The organism is Mesorhizobium sp. B1-1-6, assembly GCF_006443035.1.
GTDB lineage: Bacteria > Pseudomonadota > Alphaproteobacteria > Rhizobiales > Rhizobiaceae > Mesorhizobium.
The window spans coordinates 138932-161930 of record NZ_VFWR01000014.1; the positions used below are offsets into that span (position 1 = coordinate 138932).

Consider the following 22999-nt stretch of genomic DNA (forward strand, 5'->3'; position numbering starts at 1 on the left):
CGTGGCATGATGCCTGCGGGCACGACAGCGCAGCCGCGCGGACGAACACGTCCGCCGCCTTGTCGTTCCATGACAATTGATTCGACGGCAGGTTGCGCCCTGCCGCCATTGATGTTTGCGGCCAGAGGCCGCGTGAAAGAAGAATATTTTGACCAACGAAAACACTTTGCCCGGCAACGACACTGGAGAACTCTCCGGTTTCGCAGCACTGGGAATCACGGGTGCGCTGCTCAAGGCCACCCATGCCGCCGGCTTCACCGATCCGAAGCCGATCCAGGCTCAGGCGATCCCGCCGCAGATGGAAGGCCGTGACATTTTCGGCATCGCCCAGACCGGCTCCGGCAAAACTGCGGCCTTCGCGCTGCCGATCCTGTCGAAGATCATTGCGCTCGGCACCAAGCGCCGGCCGAAGACGGCACGCGCGCTGATCCTGGCGCCGACTCGTGAGCTCGCCGTGCAGATCGAGGACACCATCAAGATCCTCGCCAAGGGCGCGCATGTCTCGACCGCGCTCGTGCTGGGCGGCGTCTCGCGCTTCAGCCAGGTGAAGAAGGTTGCGCCTGGTGTCGACATCCTGATCGCCACGCCTGGCCGGTTGACCGATCTGGTGCGCGAAGGCGACCTCATGCTTGCCGACACCAAATGGCTGGTGCTCGACGAGGGCGACCGCATGCTCGACATGGGCTTCATCAATGACGTCAAGCGCATCGCCAAGGCGACCGCGCCGGACCGTCAGACGGTGCTGTTCTCCGCGACTATGCCCAATGAAATCGCCGAACTGGCGAAAGGCCTGCTGAAGAACCCAATCCGTGTCGAAGTCGCGCCGCAAAGCACGGCGGCGGCCGAGATCGCGCAGAGCGTCGTCCTTGCCCGCACCAAGCAGAAGCGCCAAGTGCTGTCGACGATGCTCGCCGACGAGACGATGAAGTCCGTCATCATCTTTTCGCGCACCAAGCACGGCGCCGACCGGGTAACCAAGGACCTCGAGCGCGACGGCTTCAAGGCCGCTGTCATCCACGGCAACAAGTCGCAGAATGCGCGGCAGAAGGCACTGAACGATTTCCGCGAGGGTTCGGTGCGCATTCTGGTGGCCACCGATATCGCCGCGCGCGGCATCGACGTGCCCGGCATCAGTCATGTCGTGAATTTCGACCTGCCTGATGAGGCGGAGAGCTATGTCCACCGCATCGGCCGCACCGGCCGCAACGGCCGGGACGGCATTGCGATTACGCTCTGCGATCCGTCCGAGAACAGCAAGCTGCGCCAGGTCGAACGCATCATCCGCGCCAAGCTGCCTGTTGTCGCCGACCATCTCGGCAGCCCCGATCCGCAGCGCAACCCGGCTGAGAAGAACGAGCGCTTCGAGCCTGCCAATGACCGAAACGACCGCAATGGCCGTCGCGACGGCAGGCGGCCGGGCGGCCAGAACAACGGCTCCGGCAAGAAGCGCTTCGGTGACAAGCCGGCCTTCGCTGGCGACCGCAAACCGGAAGGCGCCAAGCCCTTCAAGGGCAACAATAAACGCCGCTTCGGCGGCAAGCGGCCCGCGGCGCGGGCCGCGTAGGCAGGCCGCTTCGTATTGGCCGGGCATTTGCGTGCCCGGCTGGTCACCAGTGAGATAAAGGGCGACCGCGGTGAGGCTGCGGTCGCCCTTTCCGTATGGAAGCTCGGGCTACTTCGCGACCGCCTCGATCCAGACGGCAATTCTTTGTGCAAGGAAGGTCGTGGTCGATGGCGACAGGGCGTCGCCGGCGATGACGTGGTTGTCGGGATCGCCGGTATCGTCGACCGGAACCAGCTCGTGCGGCGCGCCCCAACGCCCGGCGATTTCACGCGTGCGGTCAGGCCGCACCACGCTGTCCGAATCCGAAAAGATGAAGAGGGCAGGGACCACCGCTTTCTCCACCGGCGCGCCATAGGCAAGTTCCGTCAGCGCCTGCATCGGCAGCGTCGCGGCAAGGGGATATCTGGTGGTCCAGAATTTCTCGTGCAGCGCGTTGCGCGGCATGAAGCTGCGCTCCTTGCCGGCGACGAGTTCGGCTATTTGTTTGCCCCATCGCATGGTCAGGATCCCGGCGCCCGACGCCTTGACGCCGAAATTCGGCGAGATGAACGCGATCGCCGCCACGCCGTCCGAAGCACCCGGTTGTGTTGCCGCCCAGGCCGCCAGCGAGCCGCCGGTCGAGGTGGAGATGACGATCACCTTGTCGCCGATGGCCCGGCCGATCGCGAGCGCCTCCTCATAGTCGTTGATCCAGGCATCGACGCTGCCTTGCGTCATGGCCGCGCCATCCTGCCCGTGGCCGGTGAGGCGGGTAAAGAACAGATTGGCGTCGAGCTGGTCGGCAACCTCGTCGGGCAGCGGGCGGAGCTCGCCTTTCGACGCCGAAAAGCCGTGGATATAGACGATCGACAGCCGTGTCCTGGCATGCACCATCGGATTGGCCCAGATGATCTCTTTCTCCAGCCCGTCACGGATGCCGGATATCGCCGCTTCCGTCCTGGCCACATAGGCCTGCGGATCGTCGCCGATTGCGGCTGGATCGAAGCGGATCGTGGTGTCGACGGGAACCCGCGGGCCGAGCACGAAGGCCAGTGCGAGGATGGCGACTAACCCCAGCACAGCAAGCACGATTCGTCGCCCCATCGCAGACTCCAAACGCAACAACAACAAACCTACGGCGGCGGCGGGGAACAGGCAACGACCGGCCCGGCGATGAAGCCGCCGATCCGCTGGCTTCTATTCGCTCGGCGGCTTGCGGTCGTAATTCAGCGGCCGTGCCTTCCAGCTCGTCATGAGGCTGATCACGCCTCGGTACACCGGTCTCGGCAACAGGCTGAGCAGCTTCAGGGGCCAGCTCGTCCGGCGCGGGAATGTGACCTCGAAGCCGCCGGATTTGATACCCCGCACCATGCGCCGCGTCGCTCGGCTGACCGGCATCAGCCCCGGCATGGGCAGCATGTTCTTCTCGGTCAGCGGTGTGTCTATGAAGCCCGGATTCATGACCTGGACGCGCACGTTCATCTTGTCGAAATCGTATTTCAGCGATTCGGCCAGGATGTTGATCGCCGCTTTGGTGCCGCCATAAGCGGCCGTCGTCGGCCAGCCGAAATAAGCGGTGACCGAGCCGACCAGCACGATATGGCCGCGCGCCCGCACCCGCATGCGTTCGACGACCGGCACCAGCCCGTTGATGATGCCGAAATAGTTGACCTCGAAAGACCGGCGAAAATCGCTGACGACGAGAGCCTCGCCAGGCGTGGAAATGTAATTGCCCGCGTTTAAGACGGCGAGCACGATGGGGCCAAGCTCGTTTTCGATCGCAGCGACGGTTCTCGCCATGCGCGGCTCGTCGGTCACATCGCAGGGAAAAGCCTTGACCTTGCCTGGCATCTGCGCGGTCTCGACAATGAGCGTGTCGATCGGATCGCCATCGGGTGCGGTTACGGCCACCGCATAGCCCTGGGACGCAAGATCCCTGGCCAGCGAACGGCCGATGCCGCTGCTGCCTCCCGTGACCCAGGCGACGCCATGCTTCGGGTCGGCCCGATAAAGTGTCATGCTGCGCCCCCGTCGAATTGTTCTTGGCTTTTGCTCTAACCGCGAAGAAATCGAATGAAAAGAGCGGTTTTCGATGCCGGTCCCAAATGAACCGCGCGGATACGCCCGGCACCAGGGAGAGGCCGGCGCAAATGCAGTGCAGAAAATGCGACTGGACCAGGCAAATTCTTGCCTTGAAACCGAAGCTTCGGGTTTCTAGGGTTTCGCCGCAGCTACACAAGGACTCCCGAATGCCCCGCTCCGTGATCGACGCTATCGGCAACACGCCATTGATCCGCCTCAACAGGGCTTCGGAAGAAACCGGCTGCGAGATCCTGGGCAAGGCCGAATTCATGAATCCCGGACAGTCGGTCAAGGACCGCGCCGGCCTGTTCATCATCCGCGATGCCGAAGAGCGTGGGCTGCTCAGGCCGGGCGGCGTCATTGTCGAGGGCACGGCCGGCAATACGGGCATCGGGCTGACGCTGGTCGCCAAGGCGCTCGGCTACCGCACCGTCATCGTCATTCCCGAAACGCAGAGCCAGGAGAAGAAGGACACGATCAAGCTGCTCGGCGCCGAGCTGATCGAGGTTCCGGCCGTGCCGTACAAGAACCCCAACAATTACGTGAAATTGTCGGGGCGGCTGGCTGAGCAAATGGCGCGTTCGGAGCCGAACGGCGCTATCTGGGCCAACCAGTTCGACAATGTCGCCAACCGCGACGGGCACATCCGCACCACGGCGCAGGAGATCTGGAGCCAGACCGGCGGCAAGGTCGACGGCTTCGTCTCGGCGGTCGGCTCGGGCGGAACGCTGGCCGGCGTCGCTTTCGGACTGAAGGCGAAAAACAGGGACGTCAAGATTGCTCTCGCAGATCCGCTGGGCGCCGCGCTCTACAGTTTCTACACCAGCGGTGAGCTGAAGTCGGAAGGCAGTTCGATCACCGAAGGCATCGGGCAGGGGCGCATCACAGCCAACCTCGATGGGTTCACGCCCGACTTTTCGTTCCAGATTCGTGATGAGGATGCGTTGCCGATCGTCTTCGACCTGGTCCAGGAGGAAGGCCTTTGCGTCGGCGGTTCGACCGGCATCAACATAGCGGGCGCGATCCGACTGGCGCGTGAACTCGGCCCCGGCCATACCATCGTGACCATTCTTTGCGACTACGGCACACGCTACCAATCGAAACTGTTCAATCCCGAATTCCTGCGCGAAAAGAAGCTGCCGGTGCCCGGCTGGATGGAAGAGAAATCAGATATTTCCGTGCCGTTTGAAAAGGTCGTGTGATGGCGCACAAGACCGAAGCGCTGTTTCGCGACGACGCCTATCTCAGGACGGCCGATGCCGTGGTGGTCGCCGTCAACGAGCGCGGCGGCATCGTTCTGGACCGCACCATCTTCTATGCCACCTCGGGCGGGCAGCCGGGCGATAGCGGCCATCTCCAGCGCGCCGATGGCAGCCGCATCGTCCTGGCCGCCACCATCACCGGGGAAACAAAGGACGAGATCATCCACGTGCCGGCGCCGGAACAAGCCGCGCCTGCGGTCGGCGAGCGCCTGAAGCTCGCAATCGACTGGGAGCGACGTCATCTCTTGATGCGCATGCATGCCGCTTGCCATTTGCTCACCGTCGTCTGCCCGTTTCCGATCACCGGCGCGGCGGTTTCGGAAGACGACAGCCGTGTCGATTTCGACATTCCCGACGCCAGCTTCAGCAAGGAAGACGTGACGGCTGGCCTGATGGGCCTGGTGCGGGCCGATCATCCGATCTTTACCAGGCTGATCAGCGACGAGGAACTGGCCGCCAATCCGGGTCTGGTGAAGTCCAAGAATGTCCGTCCGCCGCTAGGTACCGGCAAAATCCGGCTGGTCTGCATCGGCGAGAATGCTTCGGTGGACAGTCAGCCCTGTGGTGGCACCCATGTCAAAAGCACCGGCGAGATCGGCGAAATCCATATCGGCAAGATTGAGAAGAAGGGGCGTGAAAACCGGCGCTTCCGCATCCGGTTTGGACCGATGCCCCAAACATGATCTCGAAAGCTACGATGTTTTCGGACAAGATCATGCGGCAAGGCAAGACAACGTCTGGTCAATGGCGGCAGGAGAACCACAATGGCTGAAGACAGTCCTTTCACCGTCGACGCGGACTGGTTGCAGGAGCGTTTGGGCCAGCCTGGCCTGACGATTGTCGATGCATCCTGGTATCTTCCGGCGCAAAACCGCGACGCGCGCGCCGAGTATGACGCCGGGCACATTCCGGGCGCCCGCTTCCTGGATCAGGACGCGGTCTCCGATCCGGACGCCGCGCTGCCGCATACGCTGCCGTCGCCGCAGCATTTCGCGCAGTATGTCGGCGCGATGGGCGTTTCGGCAGATGACACGATCATCGTCTATGACGGCCCGGGCTTTTTCTCGGCACCTCGGGCTTGGTGGATGTTCCGGGTGATGGGCGTCTTCCAGACCTATATCCTTGACGGCGGTTTCGATGGCTGGAAAGCGGCAGGTCGGCCGGTGACGGCCGAACCGACCAAAATCGCGCCAAGCGTGTTCCACGCCGATTTCGACGCCGGCCGGGTCGCCAGCCTTGCCGAGATGCGCCGCATCGTCGAAACCCGGGAAAGCCAGATTGCCGATGCACGCGGGGCAGGACGCTTCACCGGCGCGGAGCCGGAGCCGCGCGCGGGCGTCCGTTCCGGCCATATGCCGGGCGCGCGCAACTTGCCTTATTCGGCGCTGTCGGAAAACGGCGTGCTTCTGCCGAAGGAGCGGTTGCGCAAGGTGGTCGAGGACGCCGGCCTCGATCTGTCGAAGCCTATCGTCACTTCCTGCGGCTCCGGCGTTACGGCGGCGGTGATCACGCTTGCGTTGGAAACGCTTGGCCATACCGACAACAGGCTTTACGACGGCTCATGGACCGAATGGGGCGGTCTCTCCGACACACCAGTCGTGACAGGCAAGGAATGACGATGGAAAACGGCGAGCTGAAGGACATCGAAGTCACGGTGACGTTCCTCGAGATGCATGCGCCACCGGCCGTGTCGCCGCCCATGCCCTACAACCGCCAGGTCGCACTCCTGAAAACTAAGGACATTCCGCTGCATTTCTACCGGTACCTGATGGATCGGGTGGGGCGTAAATGGCACTGGGTCAATGTGCTGAGGCTGGATGACGACGAGCTTTCGGCCGGCGTCCACCGCGAGGATCGCGACATCAGGGTGCTCTATCTCGATGGCGCACCCGCCGGTTTTTTCGACCTCAAGCCGCATCTGCCGGAAGAAGTCGAGCTTGCCTATTTCGGCATGATGGAACACGCCACCGGGCAAGGCATCGGCCGCTGGTTCCTGGGATCGGCGATCGCCGCGGCTTGGTCGTATGGACCGAAGCGGGTGACGGTGCAGACCTGCACGCTCGACCATCCTGCTGCCTTGCCGCTCTACCAGAAGCTCGGCTTCGCGCCGGTGGCGCAGAAGAAGGAGACCGTTCACCCTCTGCCCTTCGCCGAGCGCTCGGCCAGCGTCATGCGGCCATAGCGACGCCCTCACAAAAGCTGAACCTCTCGTTCATCCGCGCTTCAGCCTGTCTCTGCCATCTTGCCCGCACATAATACGGGCCGAAGGAGAAAAGACATGCTGACCCGCCGTACCCTTGCCGCCGCGCTGATCGCAGCAATCGCAATGCCCGGTCTCGCCGCCGCGCAGGCGACAACGCCTTCGGCCGCAACCATCGAACGAAAGCTCGAGGCGGCACCCCGCGTGAAGCTGCGCCCGAACGAGCGCGTCACCATCCGTGAGTTCAAGCGCCGGCCGGACCTGCGCCGCATGGCCCGGTCGATCGATATCCAGTCGATCAATTTCGCTTTCGGCTCGGCCGCGATCTCCAGCTCGCAATACGACAAGATCGACACTATCGCCGATGCGTTGCAGCGTATCCTGCGCCGCAACCCCGGGGCGCGCGTCCTCATCGAGGGCCATACCGACGCCGTCGGCTCCTTCCAATCGAACCGGATCCTGTCGGAACAGCGCGCCGCCTCGCTGAAGCGCACGCTGGTGCGCGAGTTCGGCGTGCCGGCCTATGCTTTGGAGACGGTCGGTTATGGCGAGGAATTCCTGCTGGTGCAGACGCAGAACGAAAACTGGCGGAACCGGCGGGTCACCCTCCGTCGCTTTGACGACTTCATTCGCTGAGGGAGTTCCGACAATCCGGTGAAGTTCGCCTTGCCTTGGTCGGCTGGAACAAGCCGACCAAGGGCCAATGATTGTCAGGAATCGGGTGGGAGGCGGGGGCTGATGCGCATAATTTCCGATCAATGACATCGGAGATTTTCGCCATGACCATCCAGTTCAAAGCCTTGCCGACACAAGATGTACGAGCGCTTCAGCGCGGCGGGCCCGATGCCTATGGAAACACGCCCGAGCGTAAGGTCTCCGACGGCGACGGCATGCCATGCCGGCATTGCCTGAAGAACATCGCCGGCGGAGACGACTATCTCATCCTGGCCTACCGGCCATTCCCCAAACTTCAGCCCTATGCCGAGACCGGACCGATCTTCCTTCACGCGCAGGAATGCGAGCGCGCCGCGGAATCTCAGGCACTTCCCGAAATTCTCGAAAGCCCGGACTATATCGTGCGCGGCTACGGCAGGGATGACCGCATCGTCTATGGCAGCGGTGGCGTCATTGCGACCGATGCGATCGCCGCGCGCGCCGAGGCTCTCTTGGAACGCGACGAGATTGCCTACGTGCATGTCCGCTCGGCGCGCAACAATTGCTTCCAGTGCCGGATCGAACGTGTCTGACGGGCGCATGTGGCGGTGCGATAGCGGAGCGCTGTCGTACTCCTGTCATACCATTGCGGTACACGGGTAGCCGTCGATCGATTTGTCGACCGCGGATGAACCGGCGGCAAATCTCGACATCGAGGAAGCGGGGCCTTGGCTCCGCTTTTTTGTTTGCCTGAACCTTCCACAGAAATTTTCTGCGCAAAGAAGCATATGGGCTTCGACTATTTGCCTGGAGGGCTCAGTTAAACTTGCAATTGGCGCCGAGACGCAGGTTGCGGCACCATGTTTTAAGTCCGAGCCGGGTGCAGGCCTGACAGCCGCCAATCCGGAAAGAAAAAACCCGCCGGGAATGACCGGCGGGCTGACGGGAGGCAGGTATCCTCTCAGGAGAATCAGGCCGCGAGAACCGCCTTCGGCTCGACCAGTTCGTAGCCGAGCGCTTCGGCGACCGCACGGTTGGTGATCTTGCCTCTGTGGACGTTGAGTCCATTGCGCAGATGATGGTCGTCGACCAGCGCCTTTAGCCCCTTATCGGCGAGCTGAAGGCCATAGTGCAGCGTCGCGTTGTTGAGTGCATGTGCTGAGGTGACCGGCACGGCGCCCGGCATGTTGGCGACGCAGTAGTGGATGACGCCGTCGACCTCGTAGGTCGGCTCGGCATGCGTGGTCGCGTGCGAGGTCTCGAAGCAGCCGCCCTGGTCGATGGCAACGTCGACCAGCACCGACCCCTTCTTCATGCCCGAAAGCATTTCGCGCGAGACCAGCTTCGGCGCCGCAGCACCCGGGATCAGCACGGCGCCGACAACGATGTCGGCGGAAAAGCACTCTTCTTCCAGAGCCTCCACGGTCGAGTAGCGGGTATGGACGCGGCCGGCAAAGAGGTCATCGAGCTGGCGCAGGCGCGGGATCGAGCGGTCGATGATGGTGACGTCGGCGCCCAGGCCAGCCGCCATCCTGGCTGCGTGCAGGCCGACGACGCCGCCGCCGAGCACGGTGACCTTGCCGGGCAGCACGCCGGGCACGCCGCCGAGCAGCACGCCGCGGCCGCCATTGGCCTTCTGCAGCGCCGTGGCGCCGGCCTGGATCGACAGGCGGCCGGCGACTTCCGACATCGGCGCCAGCAACGGCAGGCCGCCCCGGTCATCGGTCACCGTTTCATAGGCGATGGCGGTAACGCCCGAAGCGAGCAGGCCCTTGGTCTGTTCCGGATCCGGAGCGAGATGAAGATAGGTGTAGAGGATCTGGCCATCGCGCAGTTGGGCCCATTCGTTAGGCTGCGGCTCCTTGACCTTGACGATCATATCCGACTTGGCGAACACGTCGGCCGCCGTCTTGGCGATGGTGGCGCCGGCGGCGCGATAGGCGTTGTCGTCGGCGCCAATGCCAGCCCCGGCGCCGGTCTCGACCAGCACCTCATGTCCGTGGGCGACATATTCGCGGACCGAGCCGGGCGTAAGTCCGACGCGATATTCATGGTTCTTGATTTCCCGGGGGCAGCCGACGCGCATTTTCTTTTCTCCTGACACGGCCCTTCGGGGCTCGTTCCCTGTATTGACGTAGTCAACCACGAATCGTTGCGTAAGTGTTTGCGAATGCACTTGCAGGAGGGCTCGCTATTCGATAATTGTTGCGTAAAATGCATAGAAATTCGCAGGAATCACGAAGAATGCCGCTCGACAGGATTGATATCGCCATTCTGGAGACATTGCAGAAGGATGGCCGGATGCCGAACGCCGCCCTTGCCGAAAGGGTCGGCCTGTCCCAGTCGGCCTGTTCGCGCCGGCTCGACAATCTGGAGAAATCCGGAACCATCCGCGGCTATCATGCCCGGCTTTCCAATGCAGCACTTGGTCACCAGATGACGGCGATCGTGCACATATCGCTGTCGGGCCAGTTCGAGAAGACGCTGTCGGATTTCGAGGCTGCGATCAAGCGCTGCCCGAACGTGCTGTCCTGCCACCTGATGTCGGGCGAGTACGACTACATCCTCAGGATCGCGGCCAAGGACCTTGCCGACTACGAACGCATCCACAAGGAGTGGCTGTCGGCGATGCCGCATGTGACGAAGATCAATTCGTCTTTTGCCCTGCGCGAAATCATCGACCGGACGGCGATGGGCCTGAAGCCCGAAATGGCCTGAGCATTCTCAGCCTTCCACGCCTTCAGCCGTCTACGCCTTGGCAGCATCCGTCACGATCCGGTCCATCGGGATATCGTGCGGCTGCGGGTAGATGGTGGCGATTCGCTGCAATTCGTAGCCGACGCCGATGACCAGCGGCTTGAACGGCATCGCCGCCAGCGTTCGGTCGTAGAACCCGCCGCCATAGCCCAGGCGATAATTGCCGGAATCGATGCCGACGATCGGTGAGATGACGATGTCGGGCAAGACCGGTTCGCCCTCGGCCGGAATCGGAATGTTCCACACGCCCTTCTCCAGCCGGTCGCCCGGAACATAGGCCCGGAAGATCAGCGGCTGTGCCTTTTCGATGACGACGGGCAGCGCGGTGCGCCCGCCTCGTTCATTGATGGCGGCCATCCATGGCCGCAGGTCCGGCTCGCCGCGAAACGGCCAATAGAGGCTGACCATGCGGCCGGCGATATCGCCGATCGCCGCGTCGAGGGCTCCGGCGATGCTCTGCGACATCGCCGTTCGCGCATCGGCGGAAACCGCGAGACGCGCCGCGATCAGGCGTTCCCGTTCGGCCTTGCGCCATCGTCTGACGTCGGTCCAATCGGATATCGGCGCGTGAAACGCGGGATCGAGTTCGTGCATGAAGCATGGCGGCGAGGAATATTGCGCCGGACCCTGGTCGTCGTGATCGTTGGCCATGCTCACCTCATCGCTGTTTTCCATAACGCTATACCCGGCGGGGGGATGCGACATGTGCATTCACGACATGGAACGACGAGTCTCGGGCACGGCCTTCGTGTTGTTGCATTGCACAAAAGCTCCTACATCAAAGGCATGCGATATTGCTGGTCAGGGTGAATGCGATGGATCAAGCCAATCACCATGTCGTCGTCGTAGGGGCGGGGTTCGGCGGCCTCGAATTCACCCGCGCTCTCGCCGGTGCGCCCGTGCGCATCACCATGATCGACAAACGCAATCACCATCTTTTCCAGCCGCTGCTCTACCAGGTCGCAACGACAGCGCTGGCGACCTCGGAGGTCGCCTGGCCGATCCGCCACCTGCTGCGCAAGCGCAAGGACGTGACGACGCTGCTCGCCAATGTCACCGGCATCGACCGAGCCGGAAAACGCGTGCTGCTCGATGACGGCAGCACCGTCGCCTACGACACGCTGGTGCTCGCCACCGGCGCCCGACACGCCTATTTCGGCCACGACGAATGGGAGCCGTTCGCGCCAGGGCTGAAGACGCTGGAGGACGCCACCACCATTCGACGGCGCATTCTGCTCGCCTTCGAGCAGGCCGAGCGGGAAACCGATCCTGCCAGGCGCCAGGCGCTGCTGACGATTGCGATCGTCGGCGGTGGTCCGACCGGTGTCGAACTTGCCGGCACCATTGCCGAACTGGCGCACGACACACTGCGCGGCGAATTCCGCAACATCGACACGCGCGAGACGCGTGTGGTGCTGATCGAGGCTGGCGACCGCATACTGGCCAATTTTGCGCCGAAACTGTCCGATTATGCCGGAAAGGCGTTGAAGCGGCTCGGCGTGACGATCGAACTCGGCCGGGCGGTCACGCGCTGCGACGCCGAGGGCGTCGTCTTCGGCGACACGCATCTGCCGGCGAGGACCATATTGTGGGCGGCGGGCGTTGCCGCTTCGCCGGCAGCCGAATGGCTGGGCGCCGCCGCCGACCGGGCGGGAAGGGTGCTGGTTGAACCCGATCTCACCGTGCCGGGCAGCCCCGAGATTTTCGTCATCGGCGACGCCGCTCTCGTGCTGCGGCCCGATGGACGGCCCGTTCCCGGCGTGGCGCCTTCCGCCAAGCAGGAGGGCCGCCATGTTGCCGCGACCATCAAGGCCAGGCTTGCCGGCGATACGAGCGTACGGCCGTTCCACTACAAGCATGCCGGGGACCTGGCCACGATCGGCAAGCGCGCCGCGGCGATCGATTTCGGCTGGATCAGGCTGACCGGCTGGCCGGCCTGGTGGCTGTGGGGACTGGCGCACATCTATTTCCTGATCGGCTTCCGCAACCGGCTCGCGGTGTCGCTGAGCTGGCTATGGATCTACGTCACGGGCCAACGCAGCGCCCGCCTGATCACGCAGGGCGACGACGACAAGGGCTGATCTTCCGCGCTTGCGACCGTTCATCCGCGCGTCATCTGTTGCTGATCGACTGACAGCTCCGACGCGCGCAACTTCTTGAATGGACTCGAATAGGTTTCAGCGCGAAGTTCGCTTCGGGCAGGGTCTTTCGTGTCGTCGAAAAGGAGAAAACATGTCGCAGCCGCTCCATTCCGTCTCCCGCCGCGGTCTCCTCGCGGGCGCCGCCGCCACGGGCGCGCTAATTGCGCTTCACCCTTTCTCCGCCCGCGCCCAGACCAACCAGGCGCATCTCCGGATCATGGAGACCACCGACATCCATGTGAATGTGCTGCCCTATGACTATTACGCCGACAAAGCGAATGACACGATGGGACTGTCGCGCACGGCCTCCCTGATCGACGCGGTGCGCAAGCAAGCCGTTAATTCGATGCTGATCGACAATGGCGACCTGCTGCAGGGCAATCCGATGGGCGACTACATCGCCTATGAAAAGGCCATGAAGGACGGTGACCTGCATCCGATCATGAAAGGCATGAACCTGCTCGGCTACGAGTGCTCGACGTTGGGCAACCACGAATTCAACTACGGCCTGTCCTTCATGGACAAGGTTCTGGCCGGCGCCAATTTCCCCTTCGTCTGCGCCAACCTGATCCGCGGCACCGAGCTTGCCGCGAACCCGCGCGACGACAAGCTCTACCTCAAGCCCTACGTCATCCTCCACAAGAAGATCAGCGACGGTTCAGGCACCGAGCAACCGATCAGGATTGGCATCATCGGCTTCGTGCCGCCGCAGATCATGGTCTGGGATCTCAAGAACCTCGAAGGTAATGTCAGAACGCGCGACATTGTCGAGGCCGCCAAGGCCTGGGTGCCGCAGATGAAGGAAGAGGGCGCCGACATTATCATCGCGCTCTCGCATTCTGGCATCGACGTCAAGCAGGGCGATATGATGGAGAACGCATCGTTCTTTGTCGCCGGCGTCGAAGGCATCGACGCGGTGTTCACGGGTCACCAGCATCTGGTGTTCCCTGGCAAGAAGGATTTTCAGGCGCTCGAAGGCGTCGATGCGCAAAAGGGTACGCTGCAGGGCAAGCCGGCCGTCATGGGCGGCTTCTGGGGCTCGCATATGGGCCTGATCGACCTGATGCTGGAGCGCGACGGCTCGAAATGGAAGATCGTGTCCGCCACCTCGGAAGCGCGGCCGATCTTCGAACGTGTCGACAACAAGAACAAGCCGACTGTCGCGGACGACAACCGCATCATCGCCGCGCTTGAGCAGGACCACCAGGCAACGCTCGCCTATGTGCGTCGTCCCGTCGGCAAGACCGCAGCGCCGCTCTATTCCTATTTCGCGCTGGTCGCCGACGATCCGTCGGTTCAGGTCGTCAGCCAGGCGCAGACCTGGTACCTCCAGGACATCCTGAAAAACACACAATGGAAGGACGTGCCGCTGCTGTCGGCGGCAGCCCCCTTCAAGGCCGGCGGGCGCAACGGCGCCGACTACTACACCGATGTGCCGGCAGGCGACATCGCCATCAAGAACGTCGCCGACCTCTACCTTTATCCCAACACCGTGCGGGCCGTTGAGATCACCGGAGCGCAGGTCAAGGAATGGCTGGAAATGTCGGCCGGCATCTTCAACCGGATCGAACCTGGCAAGGCCGACCAGGCGCTCATCAACACCGACTTTCCGTCCTACAATTTCGACGTTATCGACGGCGTCACCTACAGAATAGATCTGTCGCAGCCGCCGAAATACGATCCCAAGGGTGGGCTGGCCAATGCTAGTGCCAATCGCATCGTCGGCCTGATGTTCGACGGCAAACCGATTGATCCCAATCAGAAATTTGTCGTTGCAACGAACAACTACCGGGCCGGAGGCGGCGGCAATTTTCCTGACATCGACGCTTCCAAAATTATCTACGAAGCGCCAGACACCAACCGCGACGTCATCGTTCGCTACATCGTCAAGCAGGGCACCATCAACCCGTCGGCGGACGGCAACTGGTCGTTCGCGCCGCTGCCCGGAACCAGCGTCGTGTTCGAGACAGGGCCCAAGGCGAAGGACCTCATCGCCGAAGTGAAGTCATTGAAAATCGAGCCGGCGGGCGCCGGCGAGGCAGGATTTGCGAAATACCGCATCCTTCTCTGACCGCCATTCGCAATTGCGCCGCGGGCCATTTCTGGATCATGCCCGGCCAGTCGCCCGGCGACGAGATCGAAGGCGCGCCGGCATTGATTTGGCAGTTCCAGGTGCCGAGAGTTCATATACCGGACGAGGGTCGACACGGATCCCGTCTTTGCCTGGCGGAAACGTCTATGAGCACAGCCGGGCTTATGCGATAGATTAGCCATGCGTTATGTCATCGTCATCGCCGCCGTTGCGTTTTTCCTGATCTGGGACGGTCTCTACAACCAGGGCCGGTACCTCGATATGACGGTGAGGAATGTCTCTCACGTGGTGCGTTACGTCACCGGCAAGGCCTAGTTCCCGTTCAGGTCTCGTGCATCCCGGGCGCGTCGCAAGGACGCGCGGCACCCTGAACGGTTGACCTGACGGTTTCGTCGTCACAAAAGACCCCGGATTTTTGATCGAGGAGGCGGGGTTGATCCGGCATATCGTTTTCTTCAGCGCGCGGCGTGGCGAGGATGTGGAGGCAGTGCGCTCTGGGCTGCTGGCGCTCGGCGGCATTCCCCATTCCAGCCTGTTCGAGGTGACGCTGAACACCAAGGTCGATCCGCTGTCGGATGAGATCGACGTGGTCGTCTACGCCGAGTTCACCGATGCCGCCGCATTGGCCGCCTACAAGGCGCATCCGCTCTATGCGCAGACCACCAGCAGGGTCAAGCCATTGCGCGAACTGCGTTATTCCGCCGATGTGGTGGCCGGAAGCTGATTCGGGCGCCCTTGAACCCTTTTGCGCAATGATGCACACCGCGCTGGCATGATCCAAACACCACCCACAGGCACTCATCCGCTCGATCACCTCGTGCTGCCGACCTCGAGCCTGGATGTGGCGCGGGCGCGGCTAACGGCCCTCGGCTTCATCGTCGCGCCGACAGGCATCCATCCATTCGGCACGGAAAATTGCTGCGTCTTCCTCGCGGACGGCACCTATCTGGAACCGCTGGCTGTCGGCGATGACCAGGCCGCGATGAAAGCCGCCGGCCAGGGCAATGTCTTCGTCGCGCGCGACCGGCTCTATCGTGACCGCAATGGCAATGAAGGTTTTTCCGCCGTGGTCCTGACCACGGACGACGCCGATGCGGACCATGCACGCTTTGTCGATGCGAGCCTGTCGGGCGGGGACATGCTAGGCTTTTCGCGGGCGTTCACCGACGGTGCCGGTAAAAGCGACATGGCGTCATTCAAACTGGCCTTCGCGTCGACCGGGGGTTCAACCGATGCGTTCCTGTTCGCCTGCCAGCGTGTCAACGCGCCGGAAGTGGACCGCACGGCGCTGCAGGCTCACGCCAACGGTGCCACGGGAATTGTCGAGATCGTGGCGATCAGCGACGAGCCCGCCGAGCAGCGCCGGCTGATTTCCGTGGCAGTAAACGATCCAACGGCTGACGCGCGCGCCTCCATTTTTCGTCTACCTAACGCTATCTTGACTGTACTCGACCCGGCCTCTTTCACGGCACGCTTTGGCGTGCCCGCCGGTAAGCCGACGCAACTCCGCTTCGCGGCAGTCGTCTTTTCGGTTCGGCGTGCCGCCGTCGCGGCAGGTCTGCTTGCAGCCAATTCCATCAGATACGATATGTCGGGCAGTGATATCGTCGTGCAGCCGACATCCGGGCAGGGCGCGGCCTTCATCTTTCGGGAGATACAATGAGCAACGCCTTGGCGCCCAATTCATCGGTAACCGTCGGCAATGTCGTCTTCGACAACGCAGCGCCGCTGTCGCTGATCGCCGGCCCTTGCCAGTTCGAATCACGGCAGCATGCCTTCGACATGGCCGGCGCGCTGAAGGAATTGACAGGCAGGTTGGGCATCGGCCTCGTCTATAAGACCAGCTACGACAAAGCCAACCGCACCTCCCTGTCGGCAACGCGCGGTGCCGGCATGGAGGCGGCGCTCCCGGTCTTCGACGAGTTGCGCAAGGAATTCTCCTTGCCGGTACTGACCGACGTCCACACCGAGGAACAGTGCGCCATCGTTGCGCCGCATGTCGACGTGCTGCAGATCCCGGCCTTCCTGTCGCGCCAGACCGACATGCTGGTTGCCGCCGCAAGGACGGGCAAGGTGATCAACGTCAAGAAGGGACAGTTCCTCGCGCCCTGGGACATGAAGAACGTGGTGGCCAAGGTCACTGGCTCCGGCAACGCCAATGTCTTGACCACCGAGCGCGGCGCCTCGTTCGGCTACAACACGCTCGTCTCCGACATGCGGGCCCTGCCCATTATGGCCGACATCGGCGCGCCTGTGATTTTCGACGCCACCCATTCGGTCCAGCAGCCGGGCGGGCAGGGCGGTTCGTCCGGCGGCGAACGCCGCTTTGTCGAGACCTTGGCCCGCGCGGCTGTCGCCGTCGGCGTTGCCGGCGTCTTCATCGAGACCCACCAGGATCCGGATAATTCGACCTCGTCCGACGGACCGAACATGGTGCCGCTGAAGGACATGCCGGCACTTCTGGAAAGGTTGATGGCGTTCGATCGGGTAGCGAAGGCCCGCTGACCCGGCGCAGCTGAAGGTCGTCGCCGCGGAGGGCATATATCGGCCTGCCACGTCAGTAAGAAGTCACCTTTATACAGGTGGAAAAAGTCGAACAGACCGGCGGAAAAGTCGGGAACCTTCGATCTCGCCCCTCATTGTGAAAGTCCAGAGCAACGACAATGAGGAGCACATCATGACAACCCAGGCAGGACACACAGAGGCTATCGCTGCTTCGCGGGTCATCGGCACATCCGTCTATAACACCGAAGGCACGAAGATCGGCAGCATCGAGGACGTCATGCTCGACAAGCTGTCCAACGGCATCATGTTCGCTGTGATCGGTTTTGGCGGCTTTCTCGGCATGGGTGAAAAATATCACGCCATCCCGTGGGCGAGTTTGGATTACGATGAGGATAGGGGCGGCTATGTCGTGCCATTCTCGAAGGACCAGCTGAAAGCCGCTCCCGCCTATTCGATCAACGAGCTGACGGGCGCCGATGGCGAGGCCGCACGTGACGCCTCCTACAATTACTACAAGGTCGAGCCTTACTGGCATTGACCGGCCAGCCTGACGTGAAAAGGCCCCCGCAAACCAGCGGGGGCCTTTTACATGATCGCCTGCCGTGCTTACTCCGCGCTGCGGAGGGTCGACAGTTGCACCGCGCCCTGTGGAGGCTGCTGGTTGTCGCAGGACGTCAGGAACGCCGCCGCGATCAGGAACAAACTCACGATACCGCTTAACTCGGACATGGCGAAACTCCTCCTGTTTCGCCCCGCGCAGCCGCCATCATAGACCGGCGGCCATCCTATGGCGCATGACTTATGATGACAGGAATTTGCGCTTCGTGAATCGCGCCGGCGGCAATAATTGGCGGTGGCCCGATTGCCTTTTGCGCCGCTTTGGCTAAGACGGGCGCGACGTTTCGTCAGATCAATCGGGGACATCGCAATGACCGCCATCATCGACATTGTCGGGCGTGAAATCCTGGACAGCCGTGGAAATCCGACCGTCGAGGTCGATGTCGTGCTCGAAGACGGTTCGATGGGCCGCGCGGCCGTGCCGTCTGGAGCTTCCACCGGCGCGCATGAAGCCGTCGAACTGCGCGACGGCGGCGCCCGCTATCTCGGCAAGGGCGTGCTGCGGGCCGTCGAGGCGGTCAACGGCGAACTGTTCGAGGCAATCGGCGGCATGGAAGCCGAAAACCAGATCCACATCGACCAGACCATAATCGAACTCGACGGCACGCCCAACAAGAGCCGGCTCGGCGCCAACGCTATTCTCGGCGTGTCGCTGGCGGTGGCCAAGGCCGCGGCCGAAGCCGCCGGCCTGCCGCTCTATCGTTACGTCGGCGGCACCAAGGCGCATCTGCTGCCGGTACCGATGATGAACATCATCAATGGCGGCGCCCATGCCGACAACCCGATCGATTTCCAGGAATTCATGATCCTGCCGGTCGGTGCGCCAACGCTGCGCGAAGGCGTGCGCTGGGGTTCTGAGGTCTTCCACACGCTGAGGAAGAAGCTGAAGGACGCCGGCCACAACACCAATGTCGGCGACGAAGGCGGCTTTGCCCCGAACCTGAAGAGCGCGCCGGTGGCGCTCGATTTCATCATGGAGTCGATCGAGCAGGCCGGCTTCAAGCCGGGCGAGGAGATTGCGCTCGGCCTCGATTGCGCTGCGACGGAATTCTTCAAGGACGGCAACTACGTCTATGAAGGCGAGAAGAAGACACGCGATCCGAAGGCGCAGGCGAAATACCTGGCCAAGCTCGCCGCCGATTATCCGATCATTTCGATCGAGGACGGCCTTGCCGAGGATGACTGGGAAGGCTGGAAATATCTGACCGACCTGATCGGCAAGAAGACGCAGCTCGTCGGCGATGATCTCTTCGTCACCAATACGGCGCGCCTGCGCGATGGCATCCGCATGGGGGTCGCCAATTCGATCCTGGTCAAGGTCAACCAGATCGGATCGCTGACCGAGACGCTCGATGCCGTCGAGACCGCGCACAAGGCCGGCTACACCGCCGTCATGTCGCATCGCTCGGGCGAGACCGAGGATTCGACCATCGCCGACCTCGCCGTCGCCACCAATTGCGGGCAGATCAAGACCGGATCGCTGTCGCGTTCCGACCGCATGGCCAAATACAACCAGCTCATCCGCATCGAGGAAGAACTCGGCAAGCAGGCGCGCTACGCCGGCAAGTCGATGTTGAAGGGCTGAGCCGGAGCATCTGACACAGGGATGGCGGTGAGGGGCGGGAATTCCCGCCCTTTTTCGTTGGAGCGCCTGTGGACGTGTCATCCGTAACCGTCCGTTAAGCACAATGGAGCGAAAAAGACCGTGGTCGCCCGAGTTCGCGACTGCGAGGGAACGGACGATGTGGACGCGTCAGCACAAACAGAGAAACACCGGCCGGCTGATTATCCCCTCGCTCTGCGCGGTGTTCCTGGCCTATTTCGGCTTTCATGCCTATCACGGCGAGTTCGGCATCAATTCGAAATACCAGCTGGAGGCCGAGACTGTTGCCCTGCAGGCCCAGCTCGATGCGATCAAGGCGCGCAGGATGGAGCTGGAACGGCGCGTCAAGCTGATGCACGACGGCACGCTGGAGAAGGACATGCTCGACGAGCAGGCGCGTAAGGCGCTGAATTTGTCCCAGGCCGACGAAATCACCATCATGTTGCCGGTCTCGGCAAAGTAACCAATATCAGGTTAATCACCAATATTTTCAATGATTCTAATTGCTTAGTCGCATGCCAGCTATGCAATTTCGACATGGCGGAACACGTTCTCACGTGTTAGCCTCCCCAAAATCAGTGGGGAGAGCTGATCTCCCCTGAGCAGATTTCATCTTGCTCGAGCAGATTTCATCTTGCTCGAAATGTCCGCGAAGAGACGCCAACAGGGAGTGATGCATGGCAACCGCAGCCAGGAAAGCGCCTGCCAAATCGAAATCCGACGGCAAATCGGGCCTTTCCGCGCCCAAACCAGTGGAATTCACCAAGGACGAGGAGCTTGCCGCCTACCGGCACATGCTGCTTATTCGCCGTTTCGAGGAAAAGGCCGGCCAGCTTTACGGGATGGGCTTCATCGGCGGCTTCTGCCATCTCTACATCGGCCAGGAAGCGGTCGTCACCGGTATGAAGATGGCGCTGATCGACGGTGACCAGATGATCACGGCCTACCGCGACCACGGTCATATGTTGGCGATGGAACTGTCGCCGCGTGGCGTCATGGCCGAACTGACCGGCCGCCGAGGCGGCCTGTCGAAGGGCAAGGGCGGCTCCATGCACATGTTCTCCAAGGAGAAGCATTTCTACGGTGGCCACGGCATCGTCGGCGCCCAGGTGTCGCTCGGCACGGGCCTGGCCTTTGCCAACCGCTATCGCAGCAACAACAATGTCACGCTGACCTATTTCGGCGACGGGGCCGCCAACCAGGGCCAGGTCTACGAAAGCTTCAACATGGCTTCGCTGTGGAAGCTGCCGGTGATCTACATCATCGAGAACAACCGCTATGCCATGGGCACCTCGGTATCGCGCTCCTCGGCGGAGACCGACTTCTCGAATCGCGGCGCCTCGTTCAAGATTCCCGGCATCCAGGTCGACGGCATGGACGTGCGTGCTGTCAAGGCCGCCGGCGATCTCGCCACCGAATGGTGCCGTGCCGGCAATGGGCCGCTGATCCTCGAAATGCAGACCTACCGCTATCGGGGCCATTCGATGTCCGACCCGGCGAAATACCGCTCCAAGGAAGAAGTGCAGAAGATGCGCTCCGAGCATGACCCGATCGAGCAGGTCAAAGCGCGGCTGATCCAGAAGAAGTGGGCAAGCGAGGACGAATTGAAGACCATCGACAAGGAGGTTCGCGACGTCGTCGCCGATGCCGCCGAGTTTGCCCAGCACGACGCCGAGCCGGATCCGTCCGAGCTCTGGACCGACATCGTATTGTAACGGGAGGGCAAGGACATGCCGATCGAAATTCTCATGCCCGCCCTTTCGCCGACCATGGAAGAGGGCAATCTTTCCAAGTGGTTGAAGAACGAGGGCGACAAGGTCGTCGCCGGCGACGTCATCGCCGAGATCGAAACCGACAAGGCGACGATGGAAGTCGAAGCTGTCGATGAGGGCACGCTTGCCAAGATCGTGGTTCCCGCAGGCACCGAAGGCGTCAAGGTCAACGCGGTGATCGCCGTGCTGGCTGTCGATGGCGAAGACGTCGACAAGGCCGGCGAAGGCATCGGTGAAGAGCCCGCCAAGACTGAGGCAAAGGCGCCGACACCGGCACCCGCTGCGGCCAAGAGCGAGGCAGCGGCGCCTGTGGCGGCCGCGCCGAAGACGGAAGTCGCCGCCGATCCTGACATACCCGCCGGGACCGAGATGGTCTCGACCACGGTGCGCGAAGCGCTGCGCGATGCGATGGCGGAGGAAATGCGCCGCGACGGCGATGTCTTCGTCATGGGCGAGGAAGTTGCCGAGTACCAGGGCGCCTACAAGATCACCCAAGGCCTGCTGCAGGAGTTCGGACCGCGTCGCGTCGTCGACACGCCGATCACCGAGCACGGCTTTGCCGGCGTCGGGGTCGGTGCGGCGATGGCTGGGCTGAAGCCGATCGTCGAATTCATGACCTTCAACTTCGCCATGCAGGCGATCGACCAGATCGTCAACTCGGCCGCCAAGACGCTCTACATGTCCGGCGGACAGATGGGCGCGCCGATCGTCTTCCGCGGGCCGAACGGCGCGGCGGCTCGCGTCGCCGCCCAGCATTCTCAGTGCTACGCCGCCTGGTACAGCCACATACCAGGCCTGAAGGTGGTGATGCCTTATACCGCCGCCGACGCCAAGGGACTGCTCAAGGCGGCGATCCGCGATCCGAACCCGGTCATCTTCCTCGAAAACGAAATCCTCTACGGCCAGTCCTTCGACGTGCCGAAGCTGGACGACTTCGTGCTGCCGATCGGCAAGGCGCGCATCCACAAATCAGGCAAGGACGTCACCATCGTCTCCTTCGGCATTGGCATGACCTATGCGGTCAAGGCCGAAGCGGAACTGCGCGGCATGGGCATCGACGCGGAGATTATCGATCTCAGGACCATCCGTCCGCTCGACTTCGACACCATCATCGCCTCGGTGAAGAAGACCAACCGGCTGGTCGTGGTGGAAGAAGGCTTCCCGCAGAACTCGGTCGGCGACCATGTCGCCAACCAGGTGTCGCAGCGAGCCTTCGATTTCCTCGACGCGCCGGTCATCACCATCGCCGGCAAGGACGTGCCGATGCCCTATGCGGCCAATCTCGAAAAGCTGGCTTTGCCGAATGTCGGCGAGGTCATCGAGGCCGTCAAAGCCGTCTCATATCGCTGAACCGGGCGGGAGGACACAATGCCAATCAACATCACCATGCCGGCCCTCTCGCCCACCATGGAAGAGGGCAATCTGTCGAAGTGGCTCGTGAAGGAGGGCGACAAGGTTTCGCCCGGCGATGTCATTGCCGAGATCGAGACCGACAAGGCGACGATGGAAGTCGAAGCCGTCGATGAGGGCACGGTGGCGAAACTGGTCGTTCCCGCCGGCACCGAAGGCGTCAAGGTCAATGCGCTGATCGCCGTGCTTGCCGCCGAGGGTGAGGACGCAAGTGCCGCCGCGAAAAGCGGTGGCGATGCCGCACCGGCGAAAGCGGAGTCTCCCAAGGCTGAGACATCGAAGACCGAGACTCCCACCTCTCCGTCCGATGGGGGAGGTCGCGCCGCGGGTGAACCCACCGCCGCGCCCCCCACCCCGGCC

General features: G+C 62.6%; 25 protein-coding genes. 20 read left to right on the forward strand and 5 right to left on the reverse strand.

The genetic code is table 11. From position 1 onward, the window contains the following. The first annotated feature begins 148 nt into the window (after nt 1-148). Entirely contained in the window at nt 149-1564 is a 1416-nt protein-coding gene (locus FJ979_RS25800) for a DEAD/DEAH box helicase (RefSeq protein WP_140515439.1), read from the forward strand. A gap of 108 nt (nt 1565-1672) precedes the next feature. Here FJ979_RS25800 and FJ979_RS25805 read toward each other — a convergent pair whose 3' ends face one another. Together FJ979_RS25805 and FJ979_RS25810 are read right to left on the reverse strand one after the other, a co-directional pair. Beyond that, nucleotides 1673-2647, reverse strand: coding sequence for an alpha/beta fold hydrolase (locus tag FJ979_RS25805; RefSeq protein WP_140515438.1), 975 nt, complete (start codon nt 2645-2647; stop codon nt 1673-1675). Nucleotides 2648-2740: 93 nt separating this feature from the next. Continuing rightward, the gene (locus tag FJ979_RS25810) at nt 2741-3562 is read right to left on the reverse strand and encodes an SDR family oxidoreductase (protein ID WP_140501312.1); all 822 of its coding nucleotides are present in this window, start codon (nt 3560-3562) and stop codon (nt 2741-2743) included. Nucleotides 3563-3792: 230 nt separating this feature from the next. Here FJ979_RS25810 and FJ979_RS25815 point away from each other — a divergent pair, with 230 nt between their 5' ends. The 6 genes from FJ979_RS25815 to FJ979_RS25840 all read left to right on the forward strand — a co-directional run bounded on the left by FJ979_RS25815 (nt 3793) and on the right by FJ979_RS25840 (nt 8334). Continuing rightward, nucleotides 3793-4827, forward strand: a complete 1035-nt coding sequence (locus tag FJ979_RS25815; protein ID WP_140515437.1) for a cysteine synthase A — start codon at nt 3793-3795, stop codon at nt 4825-4827. Next, on the forward strand, nt 4827-5570 hold the full coding sequence (locus FJ979_RS25820) for an alanyl-tRNA editing protein (protein WP_140515436.1): 744 nt from the start codon (nt 4827-4829) through the stop codon (nt 5568-5570). The genes FJ979_RS25815 and FJ979_RS25820 overlap by 1 nt, the downstream gene beginning before the upstream one ends. Before the next feature lie 81 nt (nt 5571-5651). Then, the gene (gene sseA, locus FJ979_RS25825; RefSeq protein WP_140515435.1) at nt 5652-6503 is read left to right on the forward strand and encodes a 3-mercaptopyruvate sulfurtransferase; all 852 of its coding nucleotides are present in this window, start codon (nt 5652-5654) and stop codon (nt 6501-6503) included. 2 nt (nt 6504-6505) lie between these two features. Next, complete coding sequence (locus FJ979_RS25830; RefSeq protein WP_140564586.1) at nt 6506-7069, forward strand: GNAT family N-acetyltransferase; 564 nt, start codon at nt 6506-6508, stop codon at nt 7067-7069. A gap of 96 nt (nt 7070-7165) precedes the next feature. Further along, nucleotides 7166-7723, forward strand: coding sequence for an OmpA family protein (locus FJ979_RS25835; RefSeq protein ID WP_140501321.1), 558 nt, complete (start codon nt 7166-7168; stop codon nt 7721-7723). A gap of 143 nt (nt 7724-7866) precedes the next feature. After that, a complete protein-coding gene (locus tag FJ979_RS25840; RefSeq protein WP_140515433.1) occupies nt 7867-8334 on the forward strand; it encodes a DUF1203 domain-containing protein in 468 nt (155 codons plus the stop codon). Nucleotides 8335-8711: 377 nt separating this feature from the next. Here the strand turns inward: FJ979_RS25840 and ald are convergent, their stop codons facing one another. After that, entirely contained in the window at nt 8712-9827 is a 1116-nt protein-coding gene (gene ald, locus FJ979_RS25845; RefSeq protein WP_140501325.1) for an alanine dehydrogenase, read from the reverse strand. Between the two features lie 158 nt (nt 9828-9985). Here ald and FJ979_RS25850 point away from each other — a divergent pair, with 158 nt between their 5' ends. Next, on the forward strand, nt 9986-10459 hold the full coding sequence (locus tag FJ979_RS25850) for an Lrp/AsnC family transcriptional regulator (RefSeq protein WP_140557269.1): 474 nt from the start codon (nt 9986-9988) through the stop codon (nt 10457-10459). A gap of 30 nt (nt 10460-10489) precedes the next feature. On the opposite strand, the gene FJ979_RS25855 is transcribed toward FJ979_RS25850, so the two are convergent. Further along, nucleotides 10490-11149 (reverse strand): 5-formyltetrahydrofolate cyclo-ligase, encoded by a 660-nt coding sequence (locus FJ979_RS25855; RefSeq protein WP_140557267.1) that lies wholly within the window; start codon nt 11147-11149, stop codon nt 10490-10492. Between the two features lie 164 nt (nt 11150-11313). Here FJ979_RS25855 and FJ979_RS25860 point away from each other — a divergent pair, with 164 nt between their 5' ends. From FJ979_RS25860 to FJ979_RS25885, 7 genes are all read left to right on the forward strand, one after another. Continuing rightward, nucleotides 11314-12579 (forward strand): NAD(P)/FAD-dependent oxidoreductase, encoded by a 1266-nt coding sequence (locus FJ979_RS25860; RefSeq protein WP_140525508.1) that lies wholly within the window; start codon nt 11314-11316, stop codon nt 12577-12579. Between the two features lie 151 nt (nt 12580-12730). Then, nucleotides 12731-14710 carry a bifunctional 2',3'-cyclic-nucleotide 2'-phosphodiesterase/3'-nucleotidase gene (locus FJ979_RS25865; protein WP_140584216.1) on the forward strand — a complete coding sequence of 660 codons (1980 nt, stop codon included), beginning with the start codon at nt 12731-12733 and terminating at the stop codon, nt 14708-14710. Between the two features lie 201 nt (nt 14711-14911). Continuing rightward, nucleotides 14912-15046 (forward strand): hypothetical protein, encoded by a 135-nt coding sequence (locus tag FJ979_RS33390; RefSeq protein WP_263486323.1) that lies wholly within the window; start codon nt 14912-14914, stop codon nt 15044-15046. Nucleotides 15047-15164: 118 nt separating this feature from the next. Then, a complete protein-coding gene (locus FJ979_RS25870) occupies nt 15165-15455 on the forward strand; it encodes a Dabb family protein (RefSeq protein WP_140501335.1) in 291 nt (96 codons plus the stop codon). 48 nt (nt 15456-15503) lie between these two features. After that, the gene (locus FJ979_RS25875) at nt 15504-16394 is read left to right on the forward strand and encodes a VOC family protein (protein WP_140584221.1); all 891 of its coding nucleotides are present in this window, start codon (nt 15504-15506) and stop codon (nt 16392-16394) included. Continuing rightward, on the forward strand, nt 16391-17236 hold the full coding sequence (gene kdsA, locus FJ979_RS25880; protein ID WP_140501337.1) for a 3-deoxy-8-phosphooctulonate synthase: 846 nt from the start codon (nt 16391-16393) through the stop codon (nt 17234-17236). Before FJ979_RS25875 ends, kdsA begins: the two co-directional genes overlap by 4 nt. A gap of 172 nt (nt 17237-17408) precedes the next feature. Further along, complete coding sequence (locus FJ979_RS25885; RefSeq protein ID WP_140501340.1) at nt 17409-17774, forward strand: PRC-barrel domain-containing protein; 366 nt, start codon at nt 17409-17411, stop codon at nt 17772-17774. Between the two features lie 68 nt (nt 17775-17842). On the opposite strand, the gene FJ979_RS33395 is transcribed toward FJ979_RS25885, so the two are convergent. Further along, entirely contained in the window at nt 17843-17965 is a 123-nt protein-coding gene (locus FJ979_RS33395) for a hypothetical protein (protein WP_263483006.1), read from the reverse strand. 199 nt (nt 17966-18164) lie between these two features. Between FJ979_RS33395 and eno the strand changes: the two genes are divergently transcribed. The 5 genes from eno to FJ979_RS25910 all read left to right on the forward strand — a co-directional run. Continuing rightward, nucleotides 18165-19439: a phosphopyruvate hydratase gene (eno, locus tag FJ979_RS25890; RefSeq protein ID WP_140584218.1), complete on the forward strand. Its 1275-nt coding sequence runs from the start codon at nt 18165-18167 to the stop codon at nt 19437-19439. 157 nt (nt 19440-19596) lie between these two features. Further along, nucleotides 19597-19920: a septum formation initiator family protein gene (locus FJ979_RS25895; RefSeq protein ID WP_140501344.1), complete on the forward strand. Its 324-nt coding sequence runs from the start codon at nt 19597-19599 to the stop codon at nt 19918-19920. 214 nt (nt 19921-20134) lie between these two features. Beyond that, complete coding sequence (pdhA, locus tag FJ979_RS25900; protein ID WP_140501346.1) at nt 20135-21172, forward strand: pyruvate dehydrogenase (acetyl-transferring) E1 component subunit alpha; 1038 nt, start codon at nt 20135-20137, stop codon at nt 21170-21172. A 15-nt stretch (nt 21173-21187) separates the two neighbouring features. After that, nucleotides 21188-22579 carry a pyruvate dehydrogenase complex E1 component subunit beta gene (locus FJ979_RS25905; RefSeq protein WP_140501348.1) on the forward strand — a complete coding sequence of 464 codons (1392 nt, stop codon included), beginning with the start codon at nt 21188-21190 and terminating at the stop codon, nt 22577-22579. An 18-nt stretch (nt 22580-22597) separates the two neighbouring features. After that, nucleotides 22598-22999: biotin/lipoyl-containing protein (locus tag FJ979_RS25910; RefSeq protein ID WP_246679373.1), on the forward strand; the 402-nt coding region annotated here is incomplete at its 3' end.

What these genes read in the sequence shown, in the direction of transcription:
- FJ979_RS25805 (WP_140515438.1), bottom strand. Translation starts at nt 2,647, where the DNA reads ATGGGGCGACGAATCGTGCTTGCTGTGCTGGGGTTAGTCGCCATCCTC.
- FJ979_RS25810 (WP_140501312.1), bottom strand. Translation starts at nt 3,562, where the DNA reads ATGACACTTTATCGGGCCGACCCGAAGCATGGCGTCGCCTGGGTCACG.
- FJ979_RS25815 (WP_140515437.1), top strand. Translation starts at nt 3,793, where the DNA reads ATGCCCCGCTCCGTGATCGACGCTATCGGCAACACGCCATTGATCCGC.
- FJ979_RS25820 (WP_140515436.1), top strand. Translation starts at nt 4,827, where the DNA reads ATGGCGCACAAGACCGAAGCGCTGTTTCGCGACGACGCCTATCTCAGG.
- sseA (WP_140515435.1), top strand. Translation starts at nt 5,652, where the DNA reads ATGGCTGAAGACAGTCCTTTCACCGTCGACGCGGACTGGTTGCAGGAG.
- FJ979_RS25830 (WP_140564586.1), top strand. Translation starts at nt 6,506, where the DNA reads ATGGAAAACGGCGAGCTGAAGGACATCGAAGTCACGGTGACGTTCCTC.
- FJ979_RS25835 (WP_140501321.1), top strand. Translation starts at nt 7,166, where the DNA reads ATGCTGACCCGCCGTACCCTTGCCGCCGCGCTGATCGCAGCAATCGCA.
- FJ979_RS25840 (WP_140515433.1), top strand. Translation starts at nt 7,867, where the DNA reads ATGACCATCCAGTTCAAAGCCTTGCCGACACAAGATGTACGAGCGCTT.
- ald (WP_140501325.1), bottom strand. Translation starts at nt 9,827, where the DNA reads ATGCGCGTCGGCTGCCCCCGGGAAATCAAGAACCATGAATATCGCGTC.
- FJ979_RS25850 (WP_140557269.1), top strand. Translation starts at nt 9,986, where the DNA reads ATGCCGCTCGACAGGATTGATATCGCCATTCTGGAGACATTGCAGAAG.
- FJ979_RS25855 (WP_140557267.1), bottom strand. Translation starts at nt 11,149, where the DNA reads ATGGCCAACGATCACGACGACCAGGGTCCGGCGCAATATTCCTCGCCG.
- FJ979_RS25860 (WP_140525508.1), top strand. Translation starts at nt 11,314, where the DNA reads ATGGATCAAGCCAATCACCATGTCGTCGTCGTAGGGGCGGGGTTCGGC.
- FJ979_RS25865 (WP_140584216.1), top strand. Translation starts at nt 12,731, where the DNA reads ATGTCGCAGCCGCTCCATTCCGTCTCCCGCCGCGGTCTCCTCGCGGGC.
- FJ979_RS33390 (WP_263486323.1), top strand. Translation starts at nt 14,912, where the DNA reads ATGCGTTATGTCATCGTCATCGCCGCCGTTGCGTTTTTCCTGATCTGG.
- FJ979_RS25875 (WP_140584221.1), top strand. Translation starts at nt 15,504, where the DNA reads ATGATCCAAACACCACCCACAGGCACTCATCCGCTCGATCACCTCGTG.
- kdsA (WP_140501337.1), top strand. Translation starts at nt 16,391, where the DNA reads ATGAGCAACGCCTTGGCGCCCAATTCATCGGTAACCGTCGGCAATGTC.
- FJ979_RS25885 (WP_140501340.1), top strand. Translation starts at nt 17,409, where the DNA reads ATGACAACCCAGGCAGGACACACAGAGGCTATCGCTGCTTCGCGGGTC.
- FJ979_RS33395 (WP_263483006.1), bottom strand. Translation starts at nt 17,965, where the DNA reads ATGTCCGAGTTAAGCGGTATCGTGAGTTTGTTCCTGATCGCGGCGGCG.
- eno (WP_140584218.1), top strand. Translation starts at nt 18,165, where the DNA reads ATGACCGCCATCATCGACATTGTCGGGCGTGAAATCCTGGACAGCCGT.
- FJ979_RS25895 (WP_140501344.1), top strand. Translation starts at nt 19,597, where the DNA reads ATGTGGACGCGTCAGCACAAACAGAGAAACACCGGCCGGCTGATTATC.
- pdhA (WP_140501346.1), top strand. Translation starts at nt 20,135, where the DNA reads ATGGCAACCGCAGCCAGGAAAGCGCCTGCCAAATCGAAATCCGACGGC.
- FJ979_RS25905 (WP_140501348.1), top strand. Translation starts at nt 21,188, where the DNA reads ATGCCGATCGAAATTCTCATGCCCGCCCTTTCGCCGACCATGGAAGAG.